The following is a 21736-nucleotide window of genomic DNA, read 5'->3' as shown; positions in this document are numbered from 1 at the left end:
TGGGAGGCGGTACGGCATGCGCATCGTCAACATGGGCGACTGGCCCCTCGGCGAGCAGGACGAGCAACTCCACCAGCCGGGCGACGACCCGCTGTGGAACGAGTCCTACTACCTCGACTTCGTCGCCGACGACGGCGAACTGGGCGGATACGTCCGCATCGGGCTCTACCCCAACTGGAAGCGCACCTGGTTCTGGGCCCGGCTCGTCCGGCGCGGCGGCGGCCTGGTGGAGATCACCGACCACGAGGCCCCGCCGACCGGCCTGACGATCTCCGCCGACGCCTACGAGGCCGACCTGGCCGCGACCGACCCCCTGCGCACCGCGCGGCTGCGCCTGGCCGCCCCCGGCCTGTCACTCGACCTCGAATGGCACACCCGCGGCGGCGTGTACGGCTACCAGCTCACCCCCCGCTACGAGGTCCCCTGCGAGGTGACCGGGACGGTCGACGGCCGTCCCTTCCACGGCCACGGCGAGCGCGACCACAGCTGGGGCGTCAGGGACTGGTGGTCGCTGTCCTGGACGTGGAGCAGCGGCCGCCTCTCCGACGGCACCCACCTGCACGGCACGCAGGTCAACCTGGGCATGCCGCTGCCGTGGCCGGCGTTCACGGTGCCGCCCGGCGGCGGGATCGAGCACGCGGACGGCTTCGCGGCCGGCACCCGGTTCGACGGCGACCGCCCGGCGCGGACGCGGCTGAGCTTCCCGGGCCGCGCGGTGACCGTGCGGCCGGTCGCGTTCGCCCCCGTGACGCTGGTCTCGCCCGACGGGGCGGTGGCCGAGTTCCCGAGGGCGCTGTGCGAGCTGGAGTCCGACGACGGCGGCACCGGCTTCGGCTGGACCGAGTGGCACCAGCCGCCGGGCTGGCGTCAGCACGGCTGGCACCCCTTGCTCTGAAATATCGAGACATCCTAGGTTTGGGGGGTGATTGTCGATGCGCACCAGCATTTCTGGGACCTCGAAACCGGCGACTACCCCTGGCTCACCCCCGAGGCGGGCGTGCTCCACCGGACGTACGCGCCGCACGACCTTGCCCCTGAGCTGGCGCGGGCCGGTGTGGACCGGACGGTGCTGGTGCAGGCCGCCGACTCCTGTGCCGAGACCGACGCCCTGCTGGCCCTGGCCGACGCCCACGAGTTCGTCGGCGCGGTGGTCGGATGGATCCCGCTGCTACGCCCGGACGAGGCCGCCGAGGCGATCGCCCGGTACGCCGCCCATCCGAAGTTCCGCGGCGTCCGGCACCTGATCCACGACGAGCCCGACCCCGACTGGCTGGTCCGTGACGAGGTGCTGGAGTCGCTGGGCCTGCTCGCGGCGGCCGGGCTGACGTTCGACGTGGTCTCGCTGCTGCCCAGGCACCTCGACCACGTGGTCACGCTGGCCGGGCGGCACCCGTCCCTGAAGATCGTCATCGACCATCTGTCCAAGCCGCGCATCAGGGACCACGAGTGGGAGCCGTGGGCCGGCGGGCTGGCCCGCGCCTCCCGCTTCCCCAACGTGTACGCCAAGGTCTCCGGCCTGGTCACCGAGGCCGACCACCGGAACTGGACGGTGGAGGACCTGCGGCCGTACGTGGAGCACGCCGTCGAGCTGTTCGGCCCGGACCGGCTGATGGCCGGCAGCGACTGGCCGGTGGCCCTGCAGGCGGCCGACTACCGGACGGTCTGGGAGGTCACCGGCGCGCTGCTCGGCGGAACCGACCGGGACCTGGTGCTCGGAGAGACAGCCAGGGGTTTCTACGGGTTTAGCTGACTTGGGGCCGGAAACGGGGAAGGGCGTGGGGGGACTACGCTGTGTCGATGGATCGTACCTGACCGTCACGCCGGTGGCGTGCACGGACACCGTCGGCACGCCGTACGAGATCACCCTTGAGCTCCATCGCGACGGCACGCCGTACGGCAGCGTGGGGGAGCGGTGCGGCTGGCTGCTCGCGCGCCTGGCGCGCGGGGTCGACGAGGCGCGGCAGGGAAGGGGGGCGGCCCGGCGGTGGAACGACCCCGACGACCGCTTCCCCGACGAGGAGCCGGAGAGCGAGCTGTTCTCCTTCCGCTACCGCACCCGCTCGGGGCTGGTGGGCGGCGGCGAGTTGCGCTGCCAGCTGCGCACCATCCCCATCTGGCAGCCCGCGCCGGGGCAGTGGCGGCTGACCCGCAGGGCCTACGTCGAGGCGTGGGGGGCCTCCGGCGTGGGCATGAGGGCCGTCCTGACGTCGGCGGAGTTGTCCGAGTTCGTCCGCGAACTGGTCCATGAAGCCGAGGGGTGTCTCGGTGGAAGAGATCTCGCCAGGAATCCCATTGGGGGAGCAGGCACGGGCGAAACGCGGTGATAATTGCCTGTTGGGTCATTCGACCAAAGGCACAGCACCGCTGGGGAGGCACTCCGTGGGCCTGCGCGACCTGGTCTACCGGCTGTACGAACACAGGCTGGAGACCAAGCTGTCCAAGGACAGCGTTCCCCGGCATGTCGGGGTCATCATCGACGGCAACCGCCGCTGGGCGCGCGCCATGGGCATGCGCGACGTGGCGACCGGCCACCGCAAGGGCGCGGACAAGATCTCGGAGCTGCTCGGCTGGTGCCGGGAGACGGGCGTCGAGGTCGTCACCGTCTGGATGTTGTCCAACGACAACCTCAACCGGCCGCGCGAGGAGCTGGAGCCGCTGCTGCGCATCATCGAGGACGTGGTCCAGGAGCTCGTGGACGAGGGCTGGCGGATCAGCCCGGTGGGCGCGCTCGACCTCCTCCCCGACCGCACGGCCAATGTCCTGAAAAATGCAAAAGAAGCGTCATCACACCGTCCGGGCCTGATTGTGAACGTTGCAGTTGGGTATGGAGGAAGACGTGAGATTGCCGATGCGGTGCGCTCACTCCTCCAGGAGCATGCGAGTAAGGGCGCCAGCATCGAGGACCTCGTGGAGGTCCTCGATGTCGAACACATCGCGGAGCATCTCTACACTCGCGGCCAACCCGACCCGGACCTCCTCATCCGTACGTCGGGCGAGCAGCGTCTGTCCGGATTCATGTTGTGGCAGAGCGCTCACTCCGAGTTCTACTTCCACGAGGCTTACTGGCCGGACTTCCGCAGGGTCGATTTCCTGCGGGCGCTGCGCGATTACGCTGCGAGACACCGGCGTTACGGTTCTTGATGCGACATTCGGGTATCCAGGACGTAACGTTGAAAGTGTCCGGCCACAGGCCGGGCATCCCGGAGAGGGCCCGCCTTTGCACCGACATCTGCTGAGGGGGGCCGGAGTCCGGCTCCGCCGGCAGGTTGCGGTCGGGGACGCGGGTCCGGTCCGGTTCCCACCTCGTCTGCAGGGTGCCCGCACCTATGGGCGCCCGGGGGAGAACGTGTGGCAGTGTCCTCGAGCAACCCTACTCACCAGCCGGCCAAGCGCACGTACGTGCTCGACACCTCGGTCCTGCTGGCCGACCCGGCGGCATTGACGCGCTTCGCCGAGCACGACGTCGTCCTTCCCATCGTGGTCATCACGGAGCTGGAAGGTAAGCGGCACCATCCCGAGCTCGGCTACTTCGCGAGGAAGGCCCTGCGCTACCTCGACGACCTGCGGGTTCAGCACGGCAGGCTCGACGAGCCGATGCCGACAGGGGATGGAACGATCAGGGTTGAGCTCAACCACAGCGATCCGTCCATCCTGCCCGTCGGGTTCCGCCTGGGCGACAACGACACGCGCATCCTGACCGTCGCGCGCTCGCTCGCGGCCGAGGGCTGCGACGTCGTGCTGGTCTCCAAAGACCTGCCCATGCGGGTCAAGGCGGCCTCGATCGGCCTGGCGGCCGAGGAGTACCGCGCCGAGCTGGTGGTCGAGTCCGGCTGGACCGGGATGGCCGAGCTGCAGGTGACGGCCGAGGACGTCGAGACCCTCTTCGACAAGGGCGTGGCCGACCTGGAGGAGGGCAGGCAACTGCCCGCGCACACCGGCCTGCGGCTGCTGTCGGCCAAGGGATCGGCGCTCGGCAGGGTGGCGCCGGACAAGTCCGTCCGCCTGGTCCGCGGCGACCGCGAGGTCTTCGGCCTGCACGGCCGCTCGGCCGAGCAGCGCATCGCGCTGGACCTGCTGATGGACCCGGAGATCGGCATCGTCTCGCTGGGCGGCCGGGCCGGCACCGGCAAGTCGGCGCTGGCGCTCTGCGCGGGCCTGGAGGCGGTCCTGGAGCGCCGCCAGCACCGCAAGGTGGTCGTCTTCCGTCCCCTGTACGCCGTCGGCGGCCAGGAGCTCGGCTACCTGCCGGGCACCGAGGGCGAGAAGATGGGCCCGTGGGCGCAGGCGGTCTACGACACGCTCGGCGCGATCACCTCGCCCGAGGTGATCGAGGAGGTGCTCGACCGGGGCATGCTGGAGGTGCTCCCGCTGACGCACATCCGCGGCCGGTCGCTGCACGACGCGTTCGTGATCGTGGACGAGGCCCAGTCGCTGGAGCGCGGGGTGCTGCTCACGGTGCTGAGCCGGATCGGCGCCAACTCCCGGGTGGTGCTCACGCACGACGTCGCCCAGCGCGACAACCTGCGGGTCGGCCGGCACGACGGCGTGGTGGCGGTGGTGGAGAAGCTGAAGGGCCACCCGCTCTTCGCGCACGTCACGCTCACCAGGTCCGAGCGTTCGCCGATCGCCGCCCTGGTGACGGAGATGCTGGAGGACATCACGATGTGAGCCGCGGCGGGCTCACCTGAGCTCGCGGCAGGTGTACGGCCGCCCCTCCGCCTTGGCGGGGCGGCCGTCGTTCTCCCGGACGATCTTCACCTGCTCGAACGCGAAGTCCTGCTGCGCGGTGCAGACGATCTGGGCCTTGCCGAGCCTGCTCAGCGGCCGGTCGCCCTTGAAGTACACGGTCAGCGTGGAGGTGCGCGGGAGCTGCATCTCGTCGCGCTGCACGGGGTCGAGCGAGTCCTTCATGCCGACGTACTCCAGGCCGTGCAGCTCGGTCGTGCGGTCGCCGAGTGGCTGGTCGGAGGCGGCGAAGAGGGCGCCGAGCAGGCTGCCCACGGTGCCGCTCTCGACGTCGGCGGGTTCGAGCGTGAGCTGCTTGTTCCTGATCAGGTAGATGGTCTTCGAGGGCGGCGGGAGCTTGATGGTGGGCGCGGCGCCCTTGGTCTGGACGTCGGTCGGCGAGATGCCGCAGGCCGCCACTGCCAGCAGGGCCGTGGCGGCGACGAGGACCCGGCGCGCGATCATCGGTGCGGTCGTCGGTGCCTTCATCGGTGCGGCAGCCAGACCGTGAACAGGGTGCCCGGCTGCTGGGCGCGTACGGAGATCGTGCCGCCGTGCAGGTGCACGTTGGCGCGGGCGATGGCCAGGCCGAGGCCGCTGCCCTGGCTGCGGGCCCGGCCCGCGCCCGCCTTGAAGAACCGGTCGAAGACGTGCGGCAGCGCCTCGGCGGGGATGCCCTTGCCGTGGTCGCGCACCTTCACCTCCAGGCCGTTCTCGGTGCCGCGCGCGGTGACCTCCACCGGGGGCAGGCCGTGCTTGAGCGCGTTGCCGACCAGGTTGGCCACGATGACGTCGAACCTCCTCGGGTCGAGATTGACGGTCAGGCCCTGGGAGGCGGTCACGTCCACCTCGTCGCTCCAGCCGCGCACCTCCAGGCAGTCCAGGATGGCGTCGGCGACGTTCACGGGCTCGACGTTGAGCGTCGCGGTGCCGGCGTCGAACCTGCTGACCTCGATCAGGTGCTCGACCAGCTCACGCAGGCGCCCGATCTCGCGCAGCACCAGCCGCACGGCCTCCGCGGGCGCGTCGGGCAGCCGGCCGGCCTCCTCCGAGAGCATGTCGGCCACGGCCGTCATGGCGGTGAGCGGCGTGCGCAGCTCGTGCGAGACGTCGGCCACGAACCTGCGGGACATGGCCTCCAGAGAGCGCAGCTCCGACACGCTGAGCTCCAGCGCCGCCGCCGCATCGTTGAACCTTGCGGTCAGCTCGGCCAGCTCGTCCTGGCCGTGCACCGGCAGGCGGGTGTCCAGCCGGCCCTGGCCGAGCGCCTGCGCCGCCGCGCTGAGCCGCCGTACGGGCAGCAGCACCTGCCGGGCCGACAGCAGCGCCACCACCAGCGCGATCAGCACGATCACCGCGCCGCCCTGGGTGAGCGTGTTGCGCAGCGTCGTGAGCTGGCTCTCCTCGTCGTGCAGCGGGAAGAACACGAACGCGCGCAGCCCGGTGGCCTCGGGGGCGACGCCGGGCTCGAACCGGTGGACCTCGGCGCCGACGATGAGCCACAGCTCGTTGCCGATCACCTTGCGCTGGGTGACGACGTTCTGCTTGGCCCGGCCGTACAGCTCGTTGGGGACGTCCTTCATGGTCATCGGGCCGTCGGCGGACAGCAGGTTGCCGTACTCGACCAGGACGCTGCGACCGGGGCTGGACAGCGTGCGGACGACCTGGTCGAGCTCCTTCATGGACGGCGCCGCCTCGCCCGGCCTGAGCTTGCCCACGGGGAAGGTGATCCGGCCGAGCTCGCGGGTCACCAGGTCGAGGGAGGTGGTCTCGGCCCTGGTCACGAGCGCGGTCTTGGCCAGCTCGAAGCCGATGGTGGCGACCAGCGTCGACGCGGTGACCGCGACGAGGGTGAAGGTGATGACCAGGCGCGCCCGCAGCCCGGTGGGCAGCGGGATCACGGAGGGCTGAACCGGTAGCCGAACCCGCGCACGGTGTGGATGAAGACGGGCTCGGCCGGCCTCGGCTCGATCTTGGCGCGGACGCGCTGGACGCAGGCGTCCACCAGCCGCGAGTCGGCGACGTGCGTGTGGTCCCAGACGACCCGCAGCAGGTAGCGGCGGTTGAGCACCTGGCCGGGATGCCGGACCAGCTCCAGCAGCAGCCGCAGCTCGGTCGGCGTCAGGTGGATCTCCTTGCTGGCCAGCGTCACCTTGAGCGCCCCCCGGTCGATCACGAGGTCGCCGAAGGTGATGCGGTCGGAGGTCGCGGACTCGGCCCTGCGCAGGATGGCCCGGATGCGGGCGTCGAGCACCCGCGGCTCGACCGGCTTGACCACGTAGTCGTCGGCGCCGGCCTCCAGGCCGACCACCACGTCCAGGTCGTCGCCGCGGGCGGTGAGCAGGATGACGGGGAGCTGGTCGAGCTTGCGGATGCGGCGGCAGACCTCGACGCCGTCGATGCCGGGCAGCATGACGTCGAGGATCGCGATCTCGGGACGGCGGGCGCGGATGTGGTCCAGAGCCTCCTCGCCCGTCGCATAGGACGTGACGGAATGTCCCTGTCGCGTCAACGCCAGCTCCAAGGCTGTGCGGACGGAGGGATCGTCTTCTACAAGGAGGATGCCGGCCACGCGCACATTATTATTCCATGTCCCCTATACCCGGGTTGTGTCATCAAACTGTGACCGGGTGCGGATCAGATCCTGAAGATGGGGCGGAAGCCTGAAAGCGGCCTCCCTTCGGTGCGGGCGCTCGAAGGGAGGCGCCAATCAGTCTGTGACGAAATTCACAATTTTTCGTGAAAAAGGTTGTTACCTGCTGGTTGGCCAAGAGAACGTCAACCGAATCCCGCGTTCCGGTTGCGGACCACCCCCTATGACAGGGCAAGCTCATGGATCGTGAGCCCCGGTCCGCAGTTGAGTGAGCGCCCCCCGAAGGATGACCTTCGCTCGGCGCGCCGCCGGCCTTCGCGTTTCACCCCCAAGCGCATCGCCGTCGCCGTCGTGTCCTTGGTGGTGGTCGTGGGCGGTGGCGGTTACGTCGCCTACCGCGCCGTCGACAACGCGAACAAGCCGCCGGTCGACCCGTTCACGGCCGAGCAGCTCGGCGCGCTCGCCGGAGGCAACCTGTTCGCCCCCGACCCCGAGACCGACGCGCTGAAGAACGCCGCCGAGCAGGCGTGGCGGGCCGACCAGCTCAAGAAGGGCCGCGGCGGCGCCGCCAAGAAGCTCAGCTGGGTCGTGCCGAAGAAGGCGCCGGGCGGCAGCGGCTTCCCGCCCGCCAACTTCCCGCCGGGCAGCAACCCCTCGCCGGGCAGCAACAAGGCCGTCGCCAAGTCGATGCTCGCCGCCAAGGGCTGGGGCGCCGACCAGTGGGGCTGTCTGGAGCTGCTCTGGCAGAAGGAGAGCGGCTGGAACGAGCGGGCGATGAACCGCTACTCCGGCGCGTACGGCATCCCGCAGGCCCTGCCCGGCAGCAAGATGGCCAGCGCGGGCGGCGACTGGCAGACCAATGCGGCCACCCAGATCGCGTGGGGCCTCGGCTACATCAAGGGCCGTTACGGCACGCCCTGTGGCGCGTGGGGGCACTCGCAGTCCACAGGTTGGTACTGACAGGTCAAACTCTTCTTCTGTAATCGGCAAGCCGTCTCACCCGATCGTGTATGAGCGGCGCACGCTGGCCGCATGGGTGTGAAGGTCAGTGTGATCGTCAATGTCCACAACCCGGGTGACACCGCGGACGCGTGCATCCGCTCCGCGCTGGAGCAGACGTTGCCCGCCGCCGACTACGAAGTGATCTTCGTGGACGACGGGTCCACGGACGGCATCGGGGAACGGCTGGACACCATCGCCGGTCTCCGCGAGAACGTCCGCGTGCTGCACCTGCCGCACACCGGATCGCCCTCTCGCGGCCGCAACATGGGCGTGGCCGCGGCGGAGGGCGATTACGTCTACTTCCTCGACCAGACCGACCGGCTGGCCCGCGACGCGCTGGCCCGCATGCACGAGCGCGCGGTCGAGACCGACGCCGACGTGCTGATCGGGCGGCTGGCCCGCGAATACGGGCCGCCGATGGTGGCGTTCGAGCGCAGCAGCGCCCGCGCCGACATCCTGCGCGAGCGCCTGATGACGCTGCTCGTCCCGCAGCAGCTCTACCGCCGGGCCTTCCTGGAGGAGCACGAGCTGGGCTTCGGGATGCCCGGCGGCCGGCTGGCCGAGCAGGCGTTCGTGATGCGGGCCTACCTCGCGGCCAAGGTGATCGCCGTCCTGGCCGAGGAGGTCTGCTGCCAGCTCGGGCCGCGGCCCGAGGCGCCCGAGGAGGACCCCCGGGTGATCGTGGCCGGGCTGAGCACGCTGCTCACCGACATCGACACCTACGTCGGCGCCGGCCGCCAGCGCGACCGCATGTACGCCTACTGGTTCCGCTCGGCCGTGCTCAGGCCGCTGCTGACCGCCAGGTTCGCCGACTCCTCCGTGGACCGGGGCATGCACTTCCGGGTCGTCCAGGAGCTCATCGGCGAGCGTTTCCCCGAGCGGATCGACCGCTACCTGCCCGTCCAGCTACGGGCGGTGGCCGCGTTCGTCCGGAGCGGACGCCTGGACCAGATCGTCATGTTCGCCAACTCCACCCGGCGCGCGGGCCTGCGCGCCGAGCTCACCGAGATGCGCTGGGACGCCCACATCCTGGTGCTCGGCCTGACCGTGGAGGTCATGTCCGGCGACGGCCTGCCCGACCGCTACCGCGTGGACGGCGAGCGCCTGCACTGGATCCCGCCGCGCTCGGCCGACACCAAGCTGCTGTCCGACGACGTCACCGACATCACCGCCGACGTCGAGCGGGCCCGCATCGACGTCTACGTCCGGCACAGCAAGACCGGCGTGGTGCACTTCCTGCCGGTCACCCAGCACGTCGAACGTCTCCCCGACGGCCGCCGCCGGGTCCGCGTGCAGATCAGGGGCGAGGTCCGCCTGGACGTGACCAGCGCCGCGATGGGCCAGCCGCTCAGCCCCGGGCAGTGGGAGGTGCACGTCCGCATGTTCAGCGGCGCCAACCAGGCCAGGAGCCGGGTCGGCCGGGCCGAGGGGCCGCTCAACTGCCTGGGCGTGCTGGCCCAGCGGCCCAGGATGCGGCTGGTGGTGCCGTGCTGGTCGGACAAGGGGGAGCTGGGCCTGGCGGTCGAGCCGCGCTCGTTCTCGGAGTCGATCGCGCTGGTGTCGCCGGGGGTGACCGTCCGCCAGCTCGACGGCCACGTCTACGTCGTGCTGCCGGTCCCGTACGTGCCGCCGAGCGGCGGGCCGCCCCTGGAGCTGGTGCTGCGCAGCACCGGCCGCCGGGAACGCGAGGTGTGCGCGCCCGCGCTGGTCGAGGCCGGGGTGCCGGGCAAGCTCGCCGGCCAGCTCGTCGCCAAGATCCCGGTCAGGCGGCACATGCCGAGCGAGGAGCAGCTCGGGCCGGGCGCCTGGCTGTCGTCGCTGCGCTCGTCCGACGAGGAGATCGGGCTGCGGTTCGGCCTCCAGGTGCGCCGCGGCCGGGTCGAGACGCGCCCGGCCGTCGCGGTGGACCCCCAGCGGCGCTCGCCCATGGGCCGGGACACCGCGCTCCACCGCCTCGGCAGGCGCCTGCCCGGGGCGCGGCACATCGTGCGCTGGGCGCGCGCGGGCAGGCATCGCTACCTCAAGGAGTGACCCAGCCCTCCAGCTCCTGGAAGGCGTCCCTGAAGGCCGGGAGCATGGGCCTGAGCCGGTCGGGATAGACGTCGACGAGGCTGTCGAGGTGGTTGCCGCCCTCGATCCGGTGGTAGCGGAACGGGCGGTGCGGGCCGACCATCCTGGCGTAGACGTCGGAGTCGCGGGAGATCGGCAGCAGCGAGTCGAGCGTCCCGTGGATCGTGATCAGCGGCTTGGTGATCCTGCCGGTCAGCCCGATCCTGGCCATCGCGGCGTACGGCCGGCGCGCGTCGTAGTCGTAGTCGGCCGCCGCGCCCGCGTAGGACGGGTCCAGCTCCTTCTGGTAGAGCTGCTGGGTGAGCTCCCAGTAGTACTGCCGGTGGAAGGGCCACAGGAACTCCGACCCCGGCGCGAACCCGGCCGCCCGCACGCCCGCCTCGTCCGGGTACGCCTTCAGCGCGGGCGGCAGGAAGTTCAGCAGGTTGTCGCCCTTGACCCGGAAGAGCGTGCCCTCCCAGTCCACGCCGCCGTCGTAGAGCCAGCCGCGGTTCTCCAGCTGCCACCTGACCAGGTAGCCGCCGTTGGACAGCCCGGCCATGAACGTACGGGCCGGCGGGCGGCCGTACCGCTGCCTGACCACGGACCTGGCGGCCACGGCGAGCTGGGTGACGCGCTCGTTCCACTCGGCGATGGCGTCGCCGGGGCGGCGGCCGTCCTCGTGGAAGGTGACGCCCACGTTGCCCTTGTCGGTGGCGGCGAACGCGTAGCCCTTGGACAGCACCCAGTCGGAGATCGTGTAGTCGTTGGCGTACTGCTCCCGGTTGCCCGGGGTGCCGCTGACGACCAGGCCGCCGTTCCACCGGTCGGGCAGCCTGATCACGAACTGGGAGTCGTGGTTCCAGCCGTGCGTGGCGTTGCCGGTGGAGGTGTCGGGGAAGTAGCCGTCGAGCTGGATGCCGGGCACGCCGGTCGGGTTGACGGTGGCCTTGGAGTGCAGGCCGGCCCAGTCGGCCGGGTCGGTGTGGCCGGTGAGCGTGGTGCCGGCCGTGGTCAGGTCGTCGAGGGTGGCGCTGATCAGCTTCTCCGCGCCGGGCACGGTCAGCTCGCCCGCGGCGGGGGCGGTGAGCAGGCTCGCGACCAGGGTGAGGGCGACGAGCATCAGACCTCCTCCAGGTGCTCGGCCAGCAGGCGGCCGAACTCGGCGGGCCGCTCCAGGTGGGGGCTGTGGCCGCAGTCGTCCAGCACGACCTCGCGGTAGCGGCCGTAGCGGTCGAGCACCGCCCTGGTCTGGGTCACCATCGGCTGGGCCGGGGTGCCGGGGGAGCCGGGCACGACGCCGATCGCGCCCAGGTGGGCCAGGTCGAACAGCGAGGTGTCGGAGACGATCACGTCGTCGGCGCCCCTGATCCACAGGACGGGCGGCCTGGGGCCGATCTCGTGCAGGTCGTCCAGGCGGAAGTGGGTGGGGGCGCACGCGTTGAGCACGCCGTGCTTGCCGGGGGCCACGCCGGGCCAGGCGGGGGAGCCGGCGGCGTCGCCCGGGTAGTTGGTCTCGCCCACGCGGGTGGTGAGCATGGACCGCAGGTAGAAGTCCTCGTCGGGGATCCGCGGGTGCTTGACGTAGCCGGTGCGGAGCACGTTGCGGGGGGACGTGGGAGATTCATCCGACATGTCGCCCGCCTTGAGCCGGGCCACGAAGTCCGGGTTCGCCGCGCCGGCGCCCGATCCCGCGCCGTCGGGGTGGGTGAGCGTGCCGTCCGGGCCCTCGGTGCCGCCGAAGCCGTACGGGGAGATCGGGTTGACCAGCGTGACGCTCCTGACCAGCTCCGGACGGTCGCGCAGGAGCTGCAGGACGACGCCGCCGCCGAGGCTCCAGCCGACCAGGTGCACGCCGTCGAGCCCGAGGGCCTCGACCAGCTCGGCCAGGTCGTCGGACCAGTCGCGCAGGCCCCTGGTGGCGTCCACCGGCTCGGGGTCGGTGTCGCCGAAGCCGCGCAGGTCGGGGGCGAGCGGGCGGTAGCGGGCGGGCAGCGCTGCCATGCTGTCGCGCCAGAAGGCGCCGGAGGAGACGTTGCCGTGCACGAACAGCACGGGCTCGCCGGACGTCCGGCCCTCGACGGTCAGGACGTGCTGCGTGAGGCGGGGGGTGGTGACCTTCATCGCGCGTGGATCCTCTCGGCCAGGTCGCGTCCCTGGGTCTCGCGGGCGGTGTAGACGGCGACCAGCGTGAGCACCGCCGCCAGGCCAAGGTAGACCGAGATGGGCACGCTGCTGGAGTAGCTCTTGAGCAGCGCCACCGCGATCAGCGGGGCCAGCGCGCCGGCCACGATCGCCGAGAGCTGGGCGCCGATCGACACGCCGGTGTAGCGCGTCCTGGTGCCGAACAGCTCGGAGAAGAAGGCCGCCTGCGGGCCGTACATCATGCCGTGGAAGAGCAGGCCGACGGTGACCGCGAGGGTGATCGCCAGGAAGTTGCCGGTGTCCACCAGCGGGAAGAAGGCGAAGATCCACACGCCGATCCCGGCGGCCCCGGCCAGGTAGATCGGACGGCGGCCGACCCGGTCCGACAACGCGCCCCACATCGGGATCGTGACGAAGTGGATCGCCGAGGCGACCAGCACCGCGGTCAGCACCGTCGAGTTGTCGATCTTGGCGTTCTTCGCGTACGTGATGACGAACACCGTCAGCAGGTAGAACGAGATGTTCTCGGCCAGCCGGGCGCCGATGGCGGTGAGCACGTCCTTCCAGTGGTGCCGCAGGACGCCCACGATCGGCGCGGTCGGCTCCGGCTCGGCCTGCTGGAACACCGGCGACTCGCTGATCGTCAGCCGGATCCACAGCCCGACCATCACCAGCACCCCCGACAGCAGGAACGGGATCCGCCAGCCCCACGACAGGAACGCCTCGTCGGACTGCCAGGCGGCCAGCACCGCCAGCACGCCCGTGGCCAGCAGGTTCCCGCCGGGCGCGCCCGCCTGCGGCCAGGAGGCCCAGAACCCGCGGCGCTTCGTGTCGCCGTGCTCGGACACGATCAGCACCGCGCCGCCCCACTCGCCGCCGAGCGCGAAGCCCTGCACGAGCCGCAGCGCGGTCAGCAGCAGCGCCGCCGACGAGCCGAGCGTGGCGTACGTCGGCAGGCAGCCGATCAGGAACGTGGCGGCGCCCATCATCAGCAGGCTGACCACCAGCAGGGTCTTGCGGCCCACCCGGTCGCCGAAGTGGCCGAAGACCAGGCCGCCGAGCGGGCGGGCGACGAATCCGACGGCGTAGGTGAGGAACGACAGCAGCGTGCCGGTCAGCGGATCGGACTCGGGGAAGAAGAGTTTGTTGAACACGAGAGCGGCTGCCGAGCCGTACAGGAAGAAGTCGTACCACTCGATGGTGGTGCCGATCAGGCTCGCGGCGACGATCCTCTTGATGGAAGTGGCCATGCCGGTCACGGTAAAGAGTGACCGGCGTCACTTATATGGGGCCAGGACCCACAGTCTGCCGGGAGGATGTGTGGCCGAGCCGGTGCAGGCGGAGGGCGAGCTGGATCTCCAGCGCGCGCTCGGGCTCCAGCCAGCCGTCGCCGAGCAGCTTGCCGATCCGGTCGAGGCGCTGGGTGACGGTGTTGACGTGGATGTGCATGGCCTCGGCCGTACGGGAGGGTGAGCCGCCCGTGCCGAAGTAGGCCGACAGGGTGTCGGTGAGCGCGGTGCCGCGGCGGGCGTCGTAGTCGATCACCGCGCCGACCACGCGGCCGACGAAGCCGCGCACGTCGCGGCCGTCGCCCACGAGCAGCCCGACGAAGCCCAGCTCGGCGGGGCTCGCGCCGTCGCCGGCCCGGCCGAGCGCGAGCAGCGCCTCGGCGCACCGCCGCGCCTCCTGGTACGCCTCCGCGACGTCCCGCGCGCCCGCCGATCCGCCCGCCGATCCGCTGGTCGCGCCGCCTCCTGAGCCGCCTGCCGGCGCGCCCGCCGAGCCGCCCGCCGAGCCGCCCGCCGAGCCGCCCGGCGGGCCGCCGGGTGAGGCTTCGGGGAGGCGGGCGGGGGAGGCGCCCGCCGTCGCCGGGCTGTGCAGGGACGCGCTCAGCTCGGCCGCCACCCGCTGGGCCAGACCGCCCGCGTCCACGCCCGGCAGCAGCAGCACCACCTCGTCGCCGCGCCCCGCCGCCAGCCCGTGCCGGACCGTGGCGTGCGAGGAGGCCCAGAACGCCGCCCGCTCCCGCTGGCCGCCGTGCCTGGCCACCACCACGACGTGCGGCGCGCGCAGGTCCACGCCGAGCCGCCGGGCCCGGTCGGCCAGGCCCGGCGAGTCCGGCCGCGAGATCAGGTCCTCCAGCAGCTCGCCCCTGACCCGGCCCTCGGCCTCGGCCACGCTCCGCCTGAACAGCAGCAGCAGCGCGCACACCAGCGCCGCCCGCTCCAGGATGCGCTCGTCGGCGTCGTCGCTGCGCAGGACAAGCGTGCACAACGGCTCGCCGCCGACGTCCACCGACGCGATCAGCTGGTCGCCCCTGCGCACGGTACGCCCCAGCGCCCTGGACGCCTGCGCCGCCTCGAACACCCCCGCGTCCAGCTCGCCCACGTCGCCGGTGATCGGCCGGCCCAGGTCGTCGAGCACGGCCAGCGACCCGCCGAGCACCTCGGTCACCACGGCGGCGACGTCCTCGATGCCGCCGCCGCGCAGCACCAGCGAGGTCATCCGGTCGTGGGCCAGCGCGGCCCGCTCGACGGCCTCGCCGTGCGCCCTGGCGGTGCGGTGGGCCTGGGAGAGCTCCTCCAGGGCGTTCCTGGTCTCCTGGAGCAGCCGGGCGTTGTCGATGGCGACGGCGGCGTGCGCGGCCAGGCTCGCCAGCAGCGAGACCTCCTCCTGGTGGAAGGGCCTGGCGCTGCGGTTGGCCGCCATCAGCACGCCGATCACCCGCTGGCCCAGGCGCAGCGGCACCCCCAGGATCGCGACCAGGCCCTCCTCCTTGACGGCCTCGTCGATGTGACCCTTGTGCCGGAACCTGGCGTCGGCGAAGTAGTCGGCGGTCGCGTACGGGGTGGCCGTCTGCGCGACCAGCCCGCCCAGCCCGGCGCCCATGGCCAGCCTGAGCGCCCGGAACTTGGCCGAGATCGACCCGTCGGTGACCCGCATGTACGTGTCGCCCTGCTCGGGGTCGTGCAACGTCATGTACGCGATGTCGGTCGCGAGCAACTGCCTGGCCCGGTGGACGATGGCTTCGAGCACGGCGTCGAGGTCGCGCAGCGCGGCCAGGTCGCCGGCGGTGTCGTAGAGCGCCGACAGCTCGGCCTCGCGCCTGGCCCGCCGCCTGAGCAGCGCCCTGACCTTCAGCGCCTCGACCTTGGCCTGCTCCAGCTCCTCGATCGTGGCCGGATCGGCGCCCTGCGCCCTGGCCTCCACGATCGGCCCCTCGAACTCGACCGCCGACGCCTCCCGCGCCAGCAACTCAAGGAAGTGGGTGCTCACTAATGGGCCGTCCAGCCGCCGTCTACCGGGAGGGAGGTGCCGGTGATGAAGGAGCCGTGCGGGCCGCAGAGGTAGGCGACCAGTTCGGCGACCTCCTCGGGCTCGATCAGCCGCTTGATCGCGGCCGGCTGGAGCATGATGTTCTCGACGACCTCGTCGCTGCCGATGCCGTGCACCCGGGCCTGGTCGTCGATCTGCGCCTCGACCAGCGCGGTGCGCACGTACGCCGGGCACACGCAGTTGGACGTCACCCCGTGGGCCGCCCCCTCCAGCGCGACGACCTTGGAGAACCCCTCCAGCGCGTGCTTGGCCGTCGTGTACGCCGACTTGTACGGCGAGGCCCGCAACCCGTGCACCGACGACATGTTCACGAACCGTCCCCACCCCCGGGCGTACATGCCGGGCAGCACCCGCCGCGCGATCAGGAACGGCGCCTCCACCATCACCCGCATCATGGCGGAGAACACCTCCGGCGGGAAGTCCTCGACCGGCGCCACGTGCTGGAACCCGGCGTTGTTCACCACGATGTCCACCGGCTCGTCGGGCAGCGACGCCGCGAAGGCCGGATCGCTCAGATCGGCCACCACCGCGACCCCGCCGACCTCCGCGGCCACCTTCCCGGCCGCCTCGCCCTGCCTGTCGACCACCAGGACCTTGGCCCCCGCGGCGGCCAGTCGCCGGGCGCAGGCGGCGCCGATGCCGCCCCCAGCCCCCGTCACCAGCGCGGTCCGCCCAGTCAGCTCCTTCGCCATACTCCGAACCCTAGGCGCTCGCCGCGCCGGGACGCATGGGTGCGGCCGACATAGATCCGAGCCGACCTGTGTGGATCACCCCTCCGTCGGCGGCCGGGTCATGGACAGCACGTCGAGGGCGGCGTCGAGCTGCTCCTCGGTCAGCGTGCCGTCGGCGACGTGGCCGCGCTCGACGACGACCTCCCTGATGGTCCTGCGCTCGGCCAGCGCCTGCTTGGCTATCTTGGCCGCCTCCTCGTAGCCGACGTGCCGGTTGAGCGGGGTGGCGATCGAGGGGGAGGACTCGGCGTACTCGCGCAGGCGCTCGACGTTGGCCGTGATGCCGGCCACGCAGCGGTCGGCCAGCAGCCTGGACACGTTCGCCAGCAGCCTGATCGACTCCAGGATGTTGCGGGCGATGACCGGGAGCTGCACGTTCAGCTCGAAGCTGCCCGAGGCCCCGGCGAAGGTGATCGCCGCGTCGTTGCCGATGACCTGCGCCGCGACCATGGCCGTGGCCTCCGGGATCACCGGGTTGACCTTGCCCGGCATGATGGACGAGCCCGGCTGGAGGTCCGGCAGGTTGATCTCGCCGAGCCCGGCGCGCGGGCCCGAGCCCATCCAGCGCAGGTCGTTCGCGATCTTGTTGAGCGACACGGCCACCACCTTGAGCTGCCCGGACAGCTCCACGATGGAGTCCTGGGCGCCCTGGGCCTCGAAGTGGTCGGCGGCCTCGCGGAAGGGGATGCCGGTCGCCTCGGCCAGCTTCGCGATCGCCCGCTGCGCGAAGCCGGGCGGCGTGTTGATGCCCGTGCCGACCGCCGTCCCGCCCAGGGGCAGCTCCAGTACGTGGTTCAGCGCCGTGCGCACGCGGGTGCCGCCGTGGTCGATCTGGGCGGCGTACCCGCCGAACTCCTGCCCGAGGGTCACCGGCGTGGCGTCCATCAGGTGGGTCCGGCCCGACTTGACCACCTGCGCGAACTCGGCCTCCTTGGCGTGCAGCGTCTCGGCCAGGTGGGCGAGCGAGGGCAGCAGGTGGAAGGTCACCTCGATCGCGGCCGCCACGTGGATCGAGGTCGGGAAGACGTCGTTGGACGACTGGGAGGCGTTCACGTGGTCGTTGGGGTGCACCGGCCGTCCCAGCCGCTCCTCGGCCAGCGTCGCGATCACCTCGTTGGCGTTCATGTTGGACGAGGTGCCCGAGCCGGTCTGGAAGACGTCGATGGGGAAGTGGGCGTCGTGCTCGTTGTCGGCGACGTCCGCGGCGGCCTGCGCGACGGCCTCGGCCAGATCCTTGTCGATCACGCCCAGCTCGCCGTTGACCTCGGCGGCGACCGCCTTGATCAGGCCGAGCGCGGCGATGTGGGACGGTTCGAGCGGCCGTCCCGAGACCGGGAAGTTCTCCACCGCCCGCTGGGTCTGGGCCCGCCACCGCGCTCCCGCCGGCACCCGGACCTCGCCCATCGAGTCATGTTCGATTCTGAACTCGCTCATGACTCCAGTCTGTCCCACGGCCGGGCGATCAGTCCGGGGCCGGCCCGCCCCGGGCGGGGACGGGCCGTCGTACCGAAGACGGGCTCGCTCAGCTGGAGATGAGCGCCACGATGAGGACGGCGATCACGACCGCGGCGGCCGCCGCCACGGCCATCAGCACGAGCATGCCGTTGCGGTTGCCCGCCTGCGGCTTCTCGGGCGGCCCTGCGATGGCGAACAGGTCGGTCCCGAGGCCCTGGCCCTGGTGCGGGCCGGCGGCGGGCGGCACCGGCTGCCCGGGCCGGCTCTGCCCGGGCCCGCCCGGCACCGGGCCGCCCTGCTGCGGGCCCCCCGGACCCTGCTGTCCAGGACCCTGCTGCCCCGGACCCTGCTGTGCCGGGCCCTGCTGCCGCGCGGCGTGCGGCGGTTGCTGCGCCGGGGGGTAGACCTGCTGGCCGGGGGAGCCGCTCCGCGGCGTGGCGATGTGCCTGGTCGTGACGGTCCCCTCGTCGTCGGGGGGCTGCGGCGAACGGTCGCCGCCCTGCTCGGGCCCCGGCGGGAACGGCCCCTTGGGACGCATGACGCTGACGGTCCGGTCGGGGTCGAAGCCGCCCTCGTCGCCGGCGTCACCCGTCTGCGGCGGCTGCGCCGGGCGCGCGGCCTGCGGCGGCCGGCCCGGTGCGGTGCTCTGGGGCATCGTCGGCGCCCCCAGCGGGCTACGGGCGGGCTCCTGCGGCCCTGAAGGGCGCCCCTGAGGGCCGGCGGGACGCCGTGGGCCGGAGTCGGTGAAGGGGTCGGGCAACGCGGCCTCCTGGGCCATCAGGGCTTCCGCCGTGAGCGCCGGCATCTCGCTCGTGGGCGTGTCGGCGACCATCCGCATGAGGGTCTCCGCCTTGGCGGCGCTGAGCCGCTGCCGGTAGTCCTTGTTGAGCAGCCCGTTCAGCACCGGCCGCAGCCGACCGGCCTGCGTGGGCGGGTCGGCGCTCTCGCTGAGCAGCGCCGCCAGCGTCTCGGCGATCGTGGCCCGCTCGTACGCCGGCCGCCCCTCGACCGCGAAGTACAGCGTCGCCCCCAGCGACCAGATGTCGGACTCGGGCCCGGTGTACTCGCCCCTGGCGCGTTCCGGGGCCGTGTAACCGGGCGAGCCGATCACCATGCCCGTCTTGGTGAGCCGCGAGTCGCCCTCGGCCTTGGCGATGCCGAAGTCCGTCAGGACCACGCGGCCGCTCTCGGTGATGAGCACGTTGCCCGGCTTGACGTCGCGATGCGTGATGCCCTGGGAGTGCGCGGCGCGCAGCGCGCCGAGCAGGTCGACGCCGATCTCGGCCACGAGCCGCGGCGGCAGCGGGCCCTCCTCCTCGATCACCTGCTCCAGGGAGCGCGCCTCGATGAGCTCCATGATGATCCAGGGGCTGTCGTCCTGGATGAGCACGTCGTGGATGGCGGCGACGGACGGGTGGTTGATCCGCGAGGCGATGCGGCCCTCGCGGACCATGCGCTCGCGTAGCTCGGCCCGCTGGTCCTCGGTGAGCCCCTGGTCCTGGCGGATCTCTTTGACCGCCACCTCGCGCCCGAGCGCGCGGTCGCGGGCGCGCCACACGGTCCCCATCGTGCCCCGGCCGAGCGGGGCGATGAGCTCGTAGCGCTCCGCGAGCAGGCGTGTCTGCTGTTCCGGCATGAGAAGAAGATATCGATTCTCGCTTGGGAAGTGCTTTACCCTCGCTTGCGAAGTTCTCTTGGCCAGAACCGCCGAGGAAGGAACAACTTTATCACCGCAGCCTTGAAACGGACATAAGTGGACGGACTTGGACGTGGTTCGACCCGCTTGCGGTGGACGCCCTCACCCGGCCTGCGCTCCTGGCGCGGCGGCGGGACCGACAGCGCGGCGGCGGTGGCCTCCGCCCTGTGCAGCCCGCGGTGCGCGGGCCTGCGCGCGAAAGGGGGTGAGGTGACCACGGGAACCGGGCGTACGGGCCGGCGCGGGGCCAGCGGCTCCTCCGCCGAGCCGCCCGCGGCCACCCGGGCCAGCATGAGCGAGGCCCGCACGGAGTCGAGCCGGGTCTGTGGATCGATCCTGAGCAGCGCGTCGAGCACGGGCGCCAGCGGGCCCGCCTTGCTCATCGGGATCGGCTCGCCGCTGGTCAGCGCGGCCAGCGCGGCGGCGGCCGTACGGCGGCCGTGCAGCCCCCGGCCCTCGACGGCGGTGTAGAGGGTCGCGCCGAGCGACCACAGATCGCCCGCGGGGCTGGCCTTGGAGCCGAGAACCCGTTCGGGGGCGATGTAACCGGCCGAGCCGAGCACGATGCCGGCCTGGGTGATGGAGACGTCGCCTTCGAGCGCGGCCAGGCCGAAGTCGGTGAGCACGGCGCGGTCCTCGGTCACCAGGACGTTGCTGGGCTTCACGTCGCGGTGGAGGATGCCCTTGGCGTGGACGGCCCGCAGCGCGCCGAGGATCTGCCGGCCGATCTCGGCGGCCCGGCGCGGATGGAGCGGTCCGTGCTCCTGGATGAGCTGCTCCAGGGACTTGGCCCGGAGCAGCTCCATCACGATCCAGGGACGGTCGTCCTCGGTCACGACGTCGAAGACGGTGATGACCGACGGATGGGCCACCATCGCGGTCGCCCTGCCCTCGCGCTCGGTGCGGGCGCACAACTCCGCGCGCAGCTCCTCGTCGAGGACGGTGGGCAGCCGTACTTCCTTCACCGCCACGTCGCGGTCGAGCAACTCGTCATGCGCCCGCCAAACGGTGCCCATGCCGCCGCGACCAACCGGCTCCACAAGCCGATAGCGCGCGGCGAGAAGGTAACCGGAGGGCGCACGCATGCCAGGCAGCTTACCTATTTGTGTAAACCGACCAGTAGAGGCGGGGCCGATAAATTGTTGCGAACTTAAGTCAACCCGCCTGACTCGTTACGTCAGCGAACCTCCGGGCCACATCTGCCCAGTTGACGAGGCCCCACAGTTTCTCGACGTAGTCCGGGCGCACGTTGCGGTACTGCAGATAGTAAGCGTGCTCCCACGCGTCGAACACGAGAAGCGGCGTGGTGTTCATTCCGACGTTGCCGTGGTGGTCGTAGATCTGCTCGACCACCAGCCGGCGGCTCAGCGGCTCCCAGGCCAGCACGCCCCACCCGGAGCCCTGGACCGACGCCGTGGCCGTGGTGAGCTGCTTCTGGAACGCCTCGAACGTGCCGAAATGCTCGTCGATGGCGGCCCTGAGCGCGCCGTCGGGACGGTCGCCGCCGTCGGGGGAGAGGTTCTCCCAGAAGATCGAGTGCAGGACGTGGCCGGACAGGTTGAAGGCGAAGGTCTTCTCCAGGCCCACCAGGCCGGTGAAGTCGCCGCCGTCGCGGGCCTCGGCCAGGCGGTCGAGCGTGTCGTTGGCGCCCTTGACGTAGGCCGCGTGGTGCTTGGCGTGGTGCAGCTCCAGGATCTCGCCGGTGATGGCGGGCTCCAGCGCGCCGTAGTCGTACGGCATGTCGGGAAGGGTGTAGTCCCCCATGGGTCCGTCCTCTCGAAGTAGATCTCTGGAGGACACTATTGCAACTAGTTCGCAAGTGCATCAGACTTGCGACCTAGGTCTCGCCTTGGCATCGTGGCGAGAGTCAGTTGGGTCCAGTTTGTGCGCGGACGGCATGAGCCGTCCGCGCACAGGCGTCCTGTGGGGATTTCTTGGGGTGGGAATTACCCAGGTCAGGGCGCTGTTGTACCTGTTTGTACGCGACGGCAGGGCAGCCGTGTC

19 protein-coding genes are annotated in these 21736 nt (G+C 71.6%); 7 read left to right on the top strand and 12 right to left on the bottom strand.

What is annotated here, in order from left to right:
• Nucleotides 1–16: 16 nt before the first annotated feature.
• The 5 genes from ACIBK9_RS24475 (at nt 17) to ACIBK9_RS24455 (ending at nt 4668) form a co-directional block, all read left to right on the top strand.
• Nucleotides 17–895 (top strand): hypothetical protein, encoded by an 879-nt coding sequence (locus tag ACIBK9_RS24475; RefSeq protein WP_397161322.1) that lies wholly within the window; start codon nt 17–19, stop codon nt 893–895.
• A 27-nt stretch (nt 896–922) separates the two neighbouring features.
• On the top strand, nt 923–1750 hold the full coding sequence (locus ACIBK9_RS24470; protein WP_397161321.1) for an amidohydrolase family protein: 828 nt from the start codon (nt 923–925) through the stop codon (nt 1748–1750).
• A 73-nt stretch (nt 1751–1823) separates the two neighbouring features.
• Nucleotides 1824–2324: a hypothetical protein gene (locus ACIBK9_RS24465; protein WP_358294473.1), complete on the top strand. Its 501-nt coding sequence runs from the start codon at nt 1824–1826 to the stop codon at nt 2322–2324.
• A 55-nt stretch (nt 2325–2379) separates the two neighbouring features.
• The gene (locus ACIBK9_RS24460) at nt 2380–3141 is read left to right on the top strand and encodes an isoprenyl transferase (RefSeq protein ID WP_357974621.1); all 762 of its coding nucleotides are present in this window, start codon (nt 2380–2382) and stop codon (nt 3139–3141) included.
• A gap of 207 nt (nt 3142–3348) precedes the next feature.
• The gene (locus ACIBK9_RS24455; protein ID WP_352352966.1) at nt 3349–4668 is read left to right on the top strand and encodes a PhoH family protein; all 1320 of its coding nucleotides are present in this window, start codon (nt 3349–3351) and stop codon (nt 4666–4668) included.
• 12 nt (nt 4669–4680) lie between these two features.
• On the opposite strand, the gene ACIBK9_RS24450 is transcribed toward ACIBK9_RS24455, so the two are convergent.
• The 3 genes from ACIBK9_RS24450 to ACIBK9_RS24440 are packed head-to-tail and all read right to left on the bottom strand — an operon-like array spanning nt 4681 to nt 7297.
• Entirely contained in the window at nt 4681–5190 is a 510-nt protein-coding gene (locus ACIBK9_RS24450; RefSeq protein WP_397161318.1) for a hypothetical protein, read from the bottom strand.
• Between the two features lie 20 nt (nt 5191–5210).
• Nucleotides 5211–6626, bottom strand: a complete 1416-nt coding sequence (locus tag ACIBK9_RS24445) for a HAMP domain-containing sensor histidine kinase (protein ID WP_358294469.1) — start codon at nt 6624–6626, stop codon at nt 5211–5213.
• Complete coding sequence (locus ACIBK9_RS24440; RefSeq protein ID WP_125636689.1) at nt 6623–7297, bottom strand: response regulator transcription factor; 675 nt, start codon at nt 7295–7297, stop codon at nt 6623–6625. The genes ACIBK9_RS24445 and ACIBK9_RS24440 overlap by 4 nt, the downstream gene beginning before the upstream one ends.
• Nucleotides 7298–7675: 378 nt before the next feature.
• Here ACIBK9_RS24440 and ACIBK9_RS24435 point away from each other — a divergent pair, with 378 nt between their 5' ends.
• Together ACIBK9_RS24435 and ACIBK9_RS24430 are read left to right on the top strand one after the other, a co-directional pair.
• Nucleotides 7676–8278, top strand: a complete 603-nt coding sequence (locus tag ACIBK9_RS24435; protein ID WP_397161703.1) for a lytic transglycosylase domain-containing protein — start codon at nt 7676–7678, stop codon at nt 8276–8278.
• A 72-nt stretch (nt 8279–8350) separates the two neighbouring features.
• Nucleotides 8351–10351, top strand: coding sequence for a glycosyltransferase family 2 protein (locus tag ACIBK9_RS24430; RefSeq protein ID WP_397161316.1), 2001 nt, complete (start codon nt 8351–8353; stop codon nt 10349–10351).
• On the opposite strand, the gene ACIBK9_RS24425 is transcribed toward ACIBK9_RS24430, so the two are convergent.
• The 9 genes from ACIBK9_RS24425 to ACIBK9_RS24385 all read right to left on the bottom strand — a co-directional run bounded on the left by ACIBK9_RS24425 (nt 10341) and on the right by ACIBK9_RS24385 (nt 21496).
• Complete coding sequence (locus ACIBK9_RS24425) at nt 10341–11492, bottom strand: alpha/beta hydrolase family protein (protein WP_397161314.1); 1152 nt, start codon at nt 11490–11492, stop codon at nt 10341–10343. The genes ACIBK9_RS24430 and ACIBK9_RS24425 overlap by 11 nt on opposite strands.
• Nucleotides 11492–12493: an alpha/beta fold hydrolase gene (locus tag ACIBK9_RS24420; RefSeq protein WP_397161312.1), complete on the bottom strand. Its 1002-nt coding sequence runs from the start codon at nt 12491–12493 to the stop codon at nt 11492–11494. Before ACIBK9_RS24420 ends, ACIBK9_RS24425 begins: the two co-directional genes overlap by 1 nt.
• Nucleotides 12490–13764, bottom strand: a complete 1275-nt coding sequence (locus tag ACIBK9_RS24415; RefSeq protein WP_352352960.1) for an MFS transporter — start codon at nt 13762–13764, stop codon at nt 12490–12492. Before ACIBK9_RS24415 ends, ACIBK9_RS24420 begins: the two co-directional genes overlap by 4 nt.
• A 31-nt stretch (nt 13765–13795) precedes the next feature.
• Nucleotides 13796–15790, bottom strand: coding sequence for a helix-turn-helix domain-containing protein (locus ACIBK9_RS24410; protein WP_397161310.1), 1995 nt, complete (start codon nt 15788–15790; stop codon nt 13796–13798).
• Complete coding sequence (locus tag ACIBK9_RS24405) at nt 15790–16542, bottom strand: 3-hydroxybutyrate dehydrogenase (RefSeq protein ID WP_397161308.1); 753 nt, start codon at nt 16540–16542, stop codon at nt 15790–15792. Before ACIBK9_RS24405 ends, ACIBK9_RS24410 begins: the two co-directional genes overlap by 1 nt.
• A gap of 75 nt (nt 16543–16617) precedes the next feature.
• On the bottom strand, nt 16618–18015 hold the full coding sequence (locus ACIBK9_RS24400; RefSeq protein ID WP_397161306.1) for a class II fumarate hydratase: 1398 nt from the start codon (nt 18013–18015) through the stop codon (nt 16618–16620).
• 88 nt (nt 18016–18103) lie between these two features.
• Entirely contained in the window at nt 18104–19672 is a 1569-nt protein-coding gene (locus tag ACIBK9_RS24395; RefSeq protein ID WP_397161304.1) for a protein kinase, read from the bottom strand.
• A gap of 35 nt (nt 19673–19707) precedes the next feature.
• The gene (locus ACIBK9_RS24390; RefSeq protein WP_387677091.1) at nt 19708–20817 is read right to left on the bottom strand and encodes a serine/threonine-protein kinase; all 1110 of its coding nucleotides are present in this window, start codon (nt 20815–20817) and stop codon (nt 19708–19710) included.
• 70 nt (nt 20818–20887) lie between these two features.
• Entirely contained in the window at nt 20888–21496 is a 609-nt protein-coding gene (locus ACIBK9_RS24385) for a superoxide dismutase (protein ID WP_358294459.1), read from the bottom strand.
• Between the last annotated feature and the right edge of the window lie 240 nt (nt 21497–21736).

It is taken from the genome of Nonomuraea sp. NPDC050227, assembly GCF_044459705.1.
Taxonomy (GTDB): domain Bacteria; phylum Actinomycetota; class Actinomycetes; order Streptosporangiales; family Streptosporangiaceae; genus Nonomuraea.
Note: the sequence above shows the minus strand (reverse complement) of the source record. Positions and strands in the feature narration are given on the sequence as shown.

Coding starts and splice junctions, on each gene's coding strand:
- ACIBK9_RS24420 (WP_397161312.1), bottom strand. CDS start 12,493: ATGAAGGTCACCACCCCCCGCCTCACGCAGCACGTCCTGACCGTCGAG.
- ACIBK9_RS24405 (WP_397161308.1), bottom strand. CDS start 16,542: ATGGCGAAGGAGCTGACTGGGCGGACCGCGCTGGTGACGGGGGCTGGG.
- ACIBK9_RS24385 (WP_358294459.1), bottom strand. CDS start 21,496: ATGGGGGACTACACCCTTCCCGACATGCCGTACGACTACGGCGCGCTG.
- ACIBK9_RS24450 (WP_397161318.1), bottom strand. CDS start 5,190: ATGATCGCGCGCCGGGTCCTCGTCGCCGCCACGGCCCTGCTGGCAGTG.
- ACIBK9_RS24430 (WP_397161316.1), top strand. CDS start 8,351: ATGGGTGTGAAGGTCAGTGTGATCGTCAATGTCCACAACCCGGGTGAC.
- ACIBK9_RS24475 (WP_397161322.1), top strand. CDS start 17: ATGCGCATCGTCAACATGGGCGACTGGCCCCTCGGCGAGCAGGACGAG.
- ACIBK9_RS24400 (WP_397161306.1), bottom strand. CDS start 18,015: ATGAGCGAGTTCAGAATCGAACATGACTCGATGGGCGAGGTCCGGGTG.
- ACIBK9_RS24415 (WP_352352960.1), bottom strand. CDS start 13,764: ATGGCCACTTCCATCAAGAGGATCGTCGCCGCGAGCCTGATCGGCACC.
- ACIBK9_RS24395 (WP_397161304.1), bottom strand. CDS start 19,672: ATGCCGGAACAGCAGACACGCCTGCTCGCGGAGCGCTACGAGCTCATC.
- ACIBK9_RS24390 (WP_387677091.1), bottom strand. CDS start 20,817: ATGCGTGCGCCCTCCGGTTACCTTCTCGCCGCGCGCTATCGGCTTGTG.
- ACIBK9_RS24425 (WP_397161314.1), bottom strand. CDS start 11,492: ATGCTCGTCGCCCTCACCCTGGTCGCGAGCCTGCTCACCGCCCCCGCC.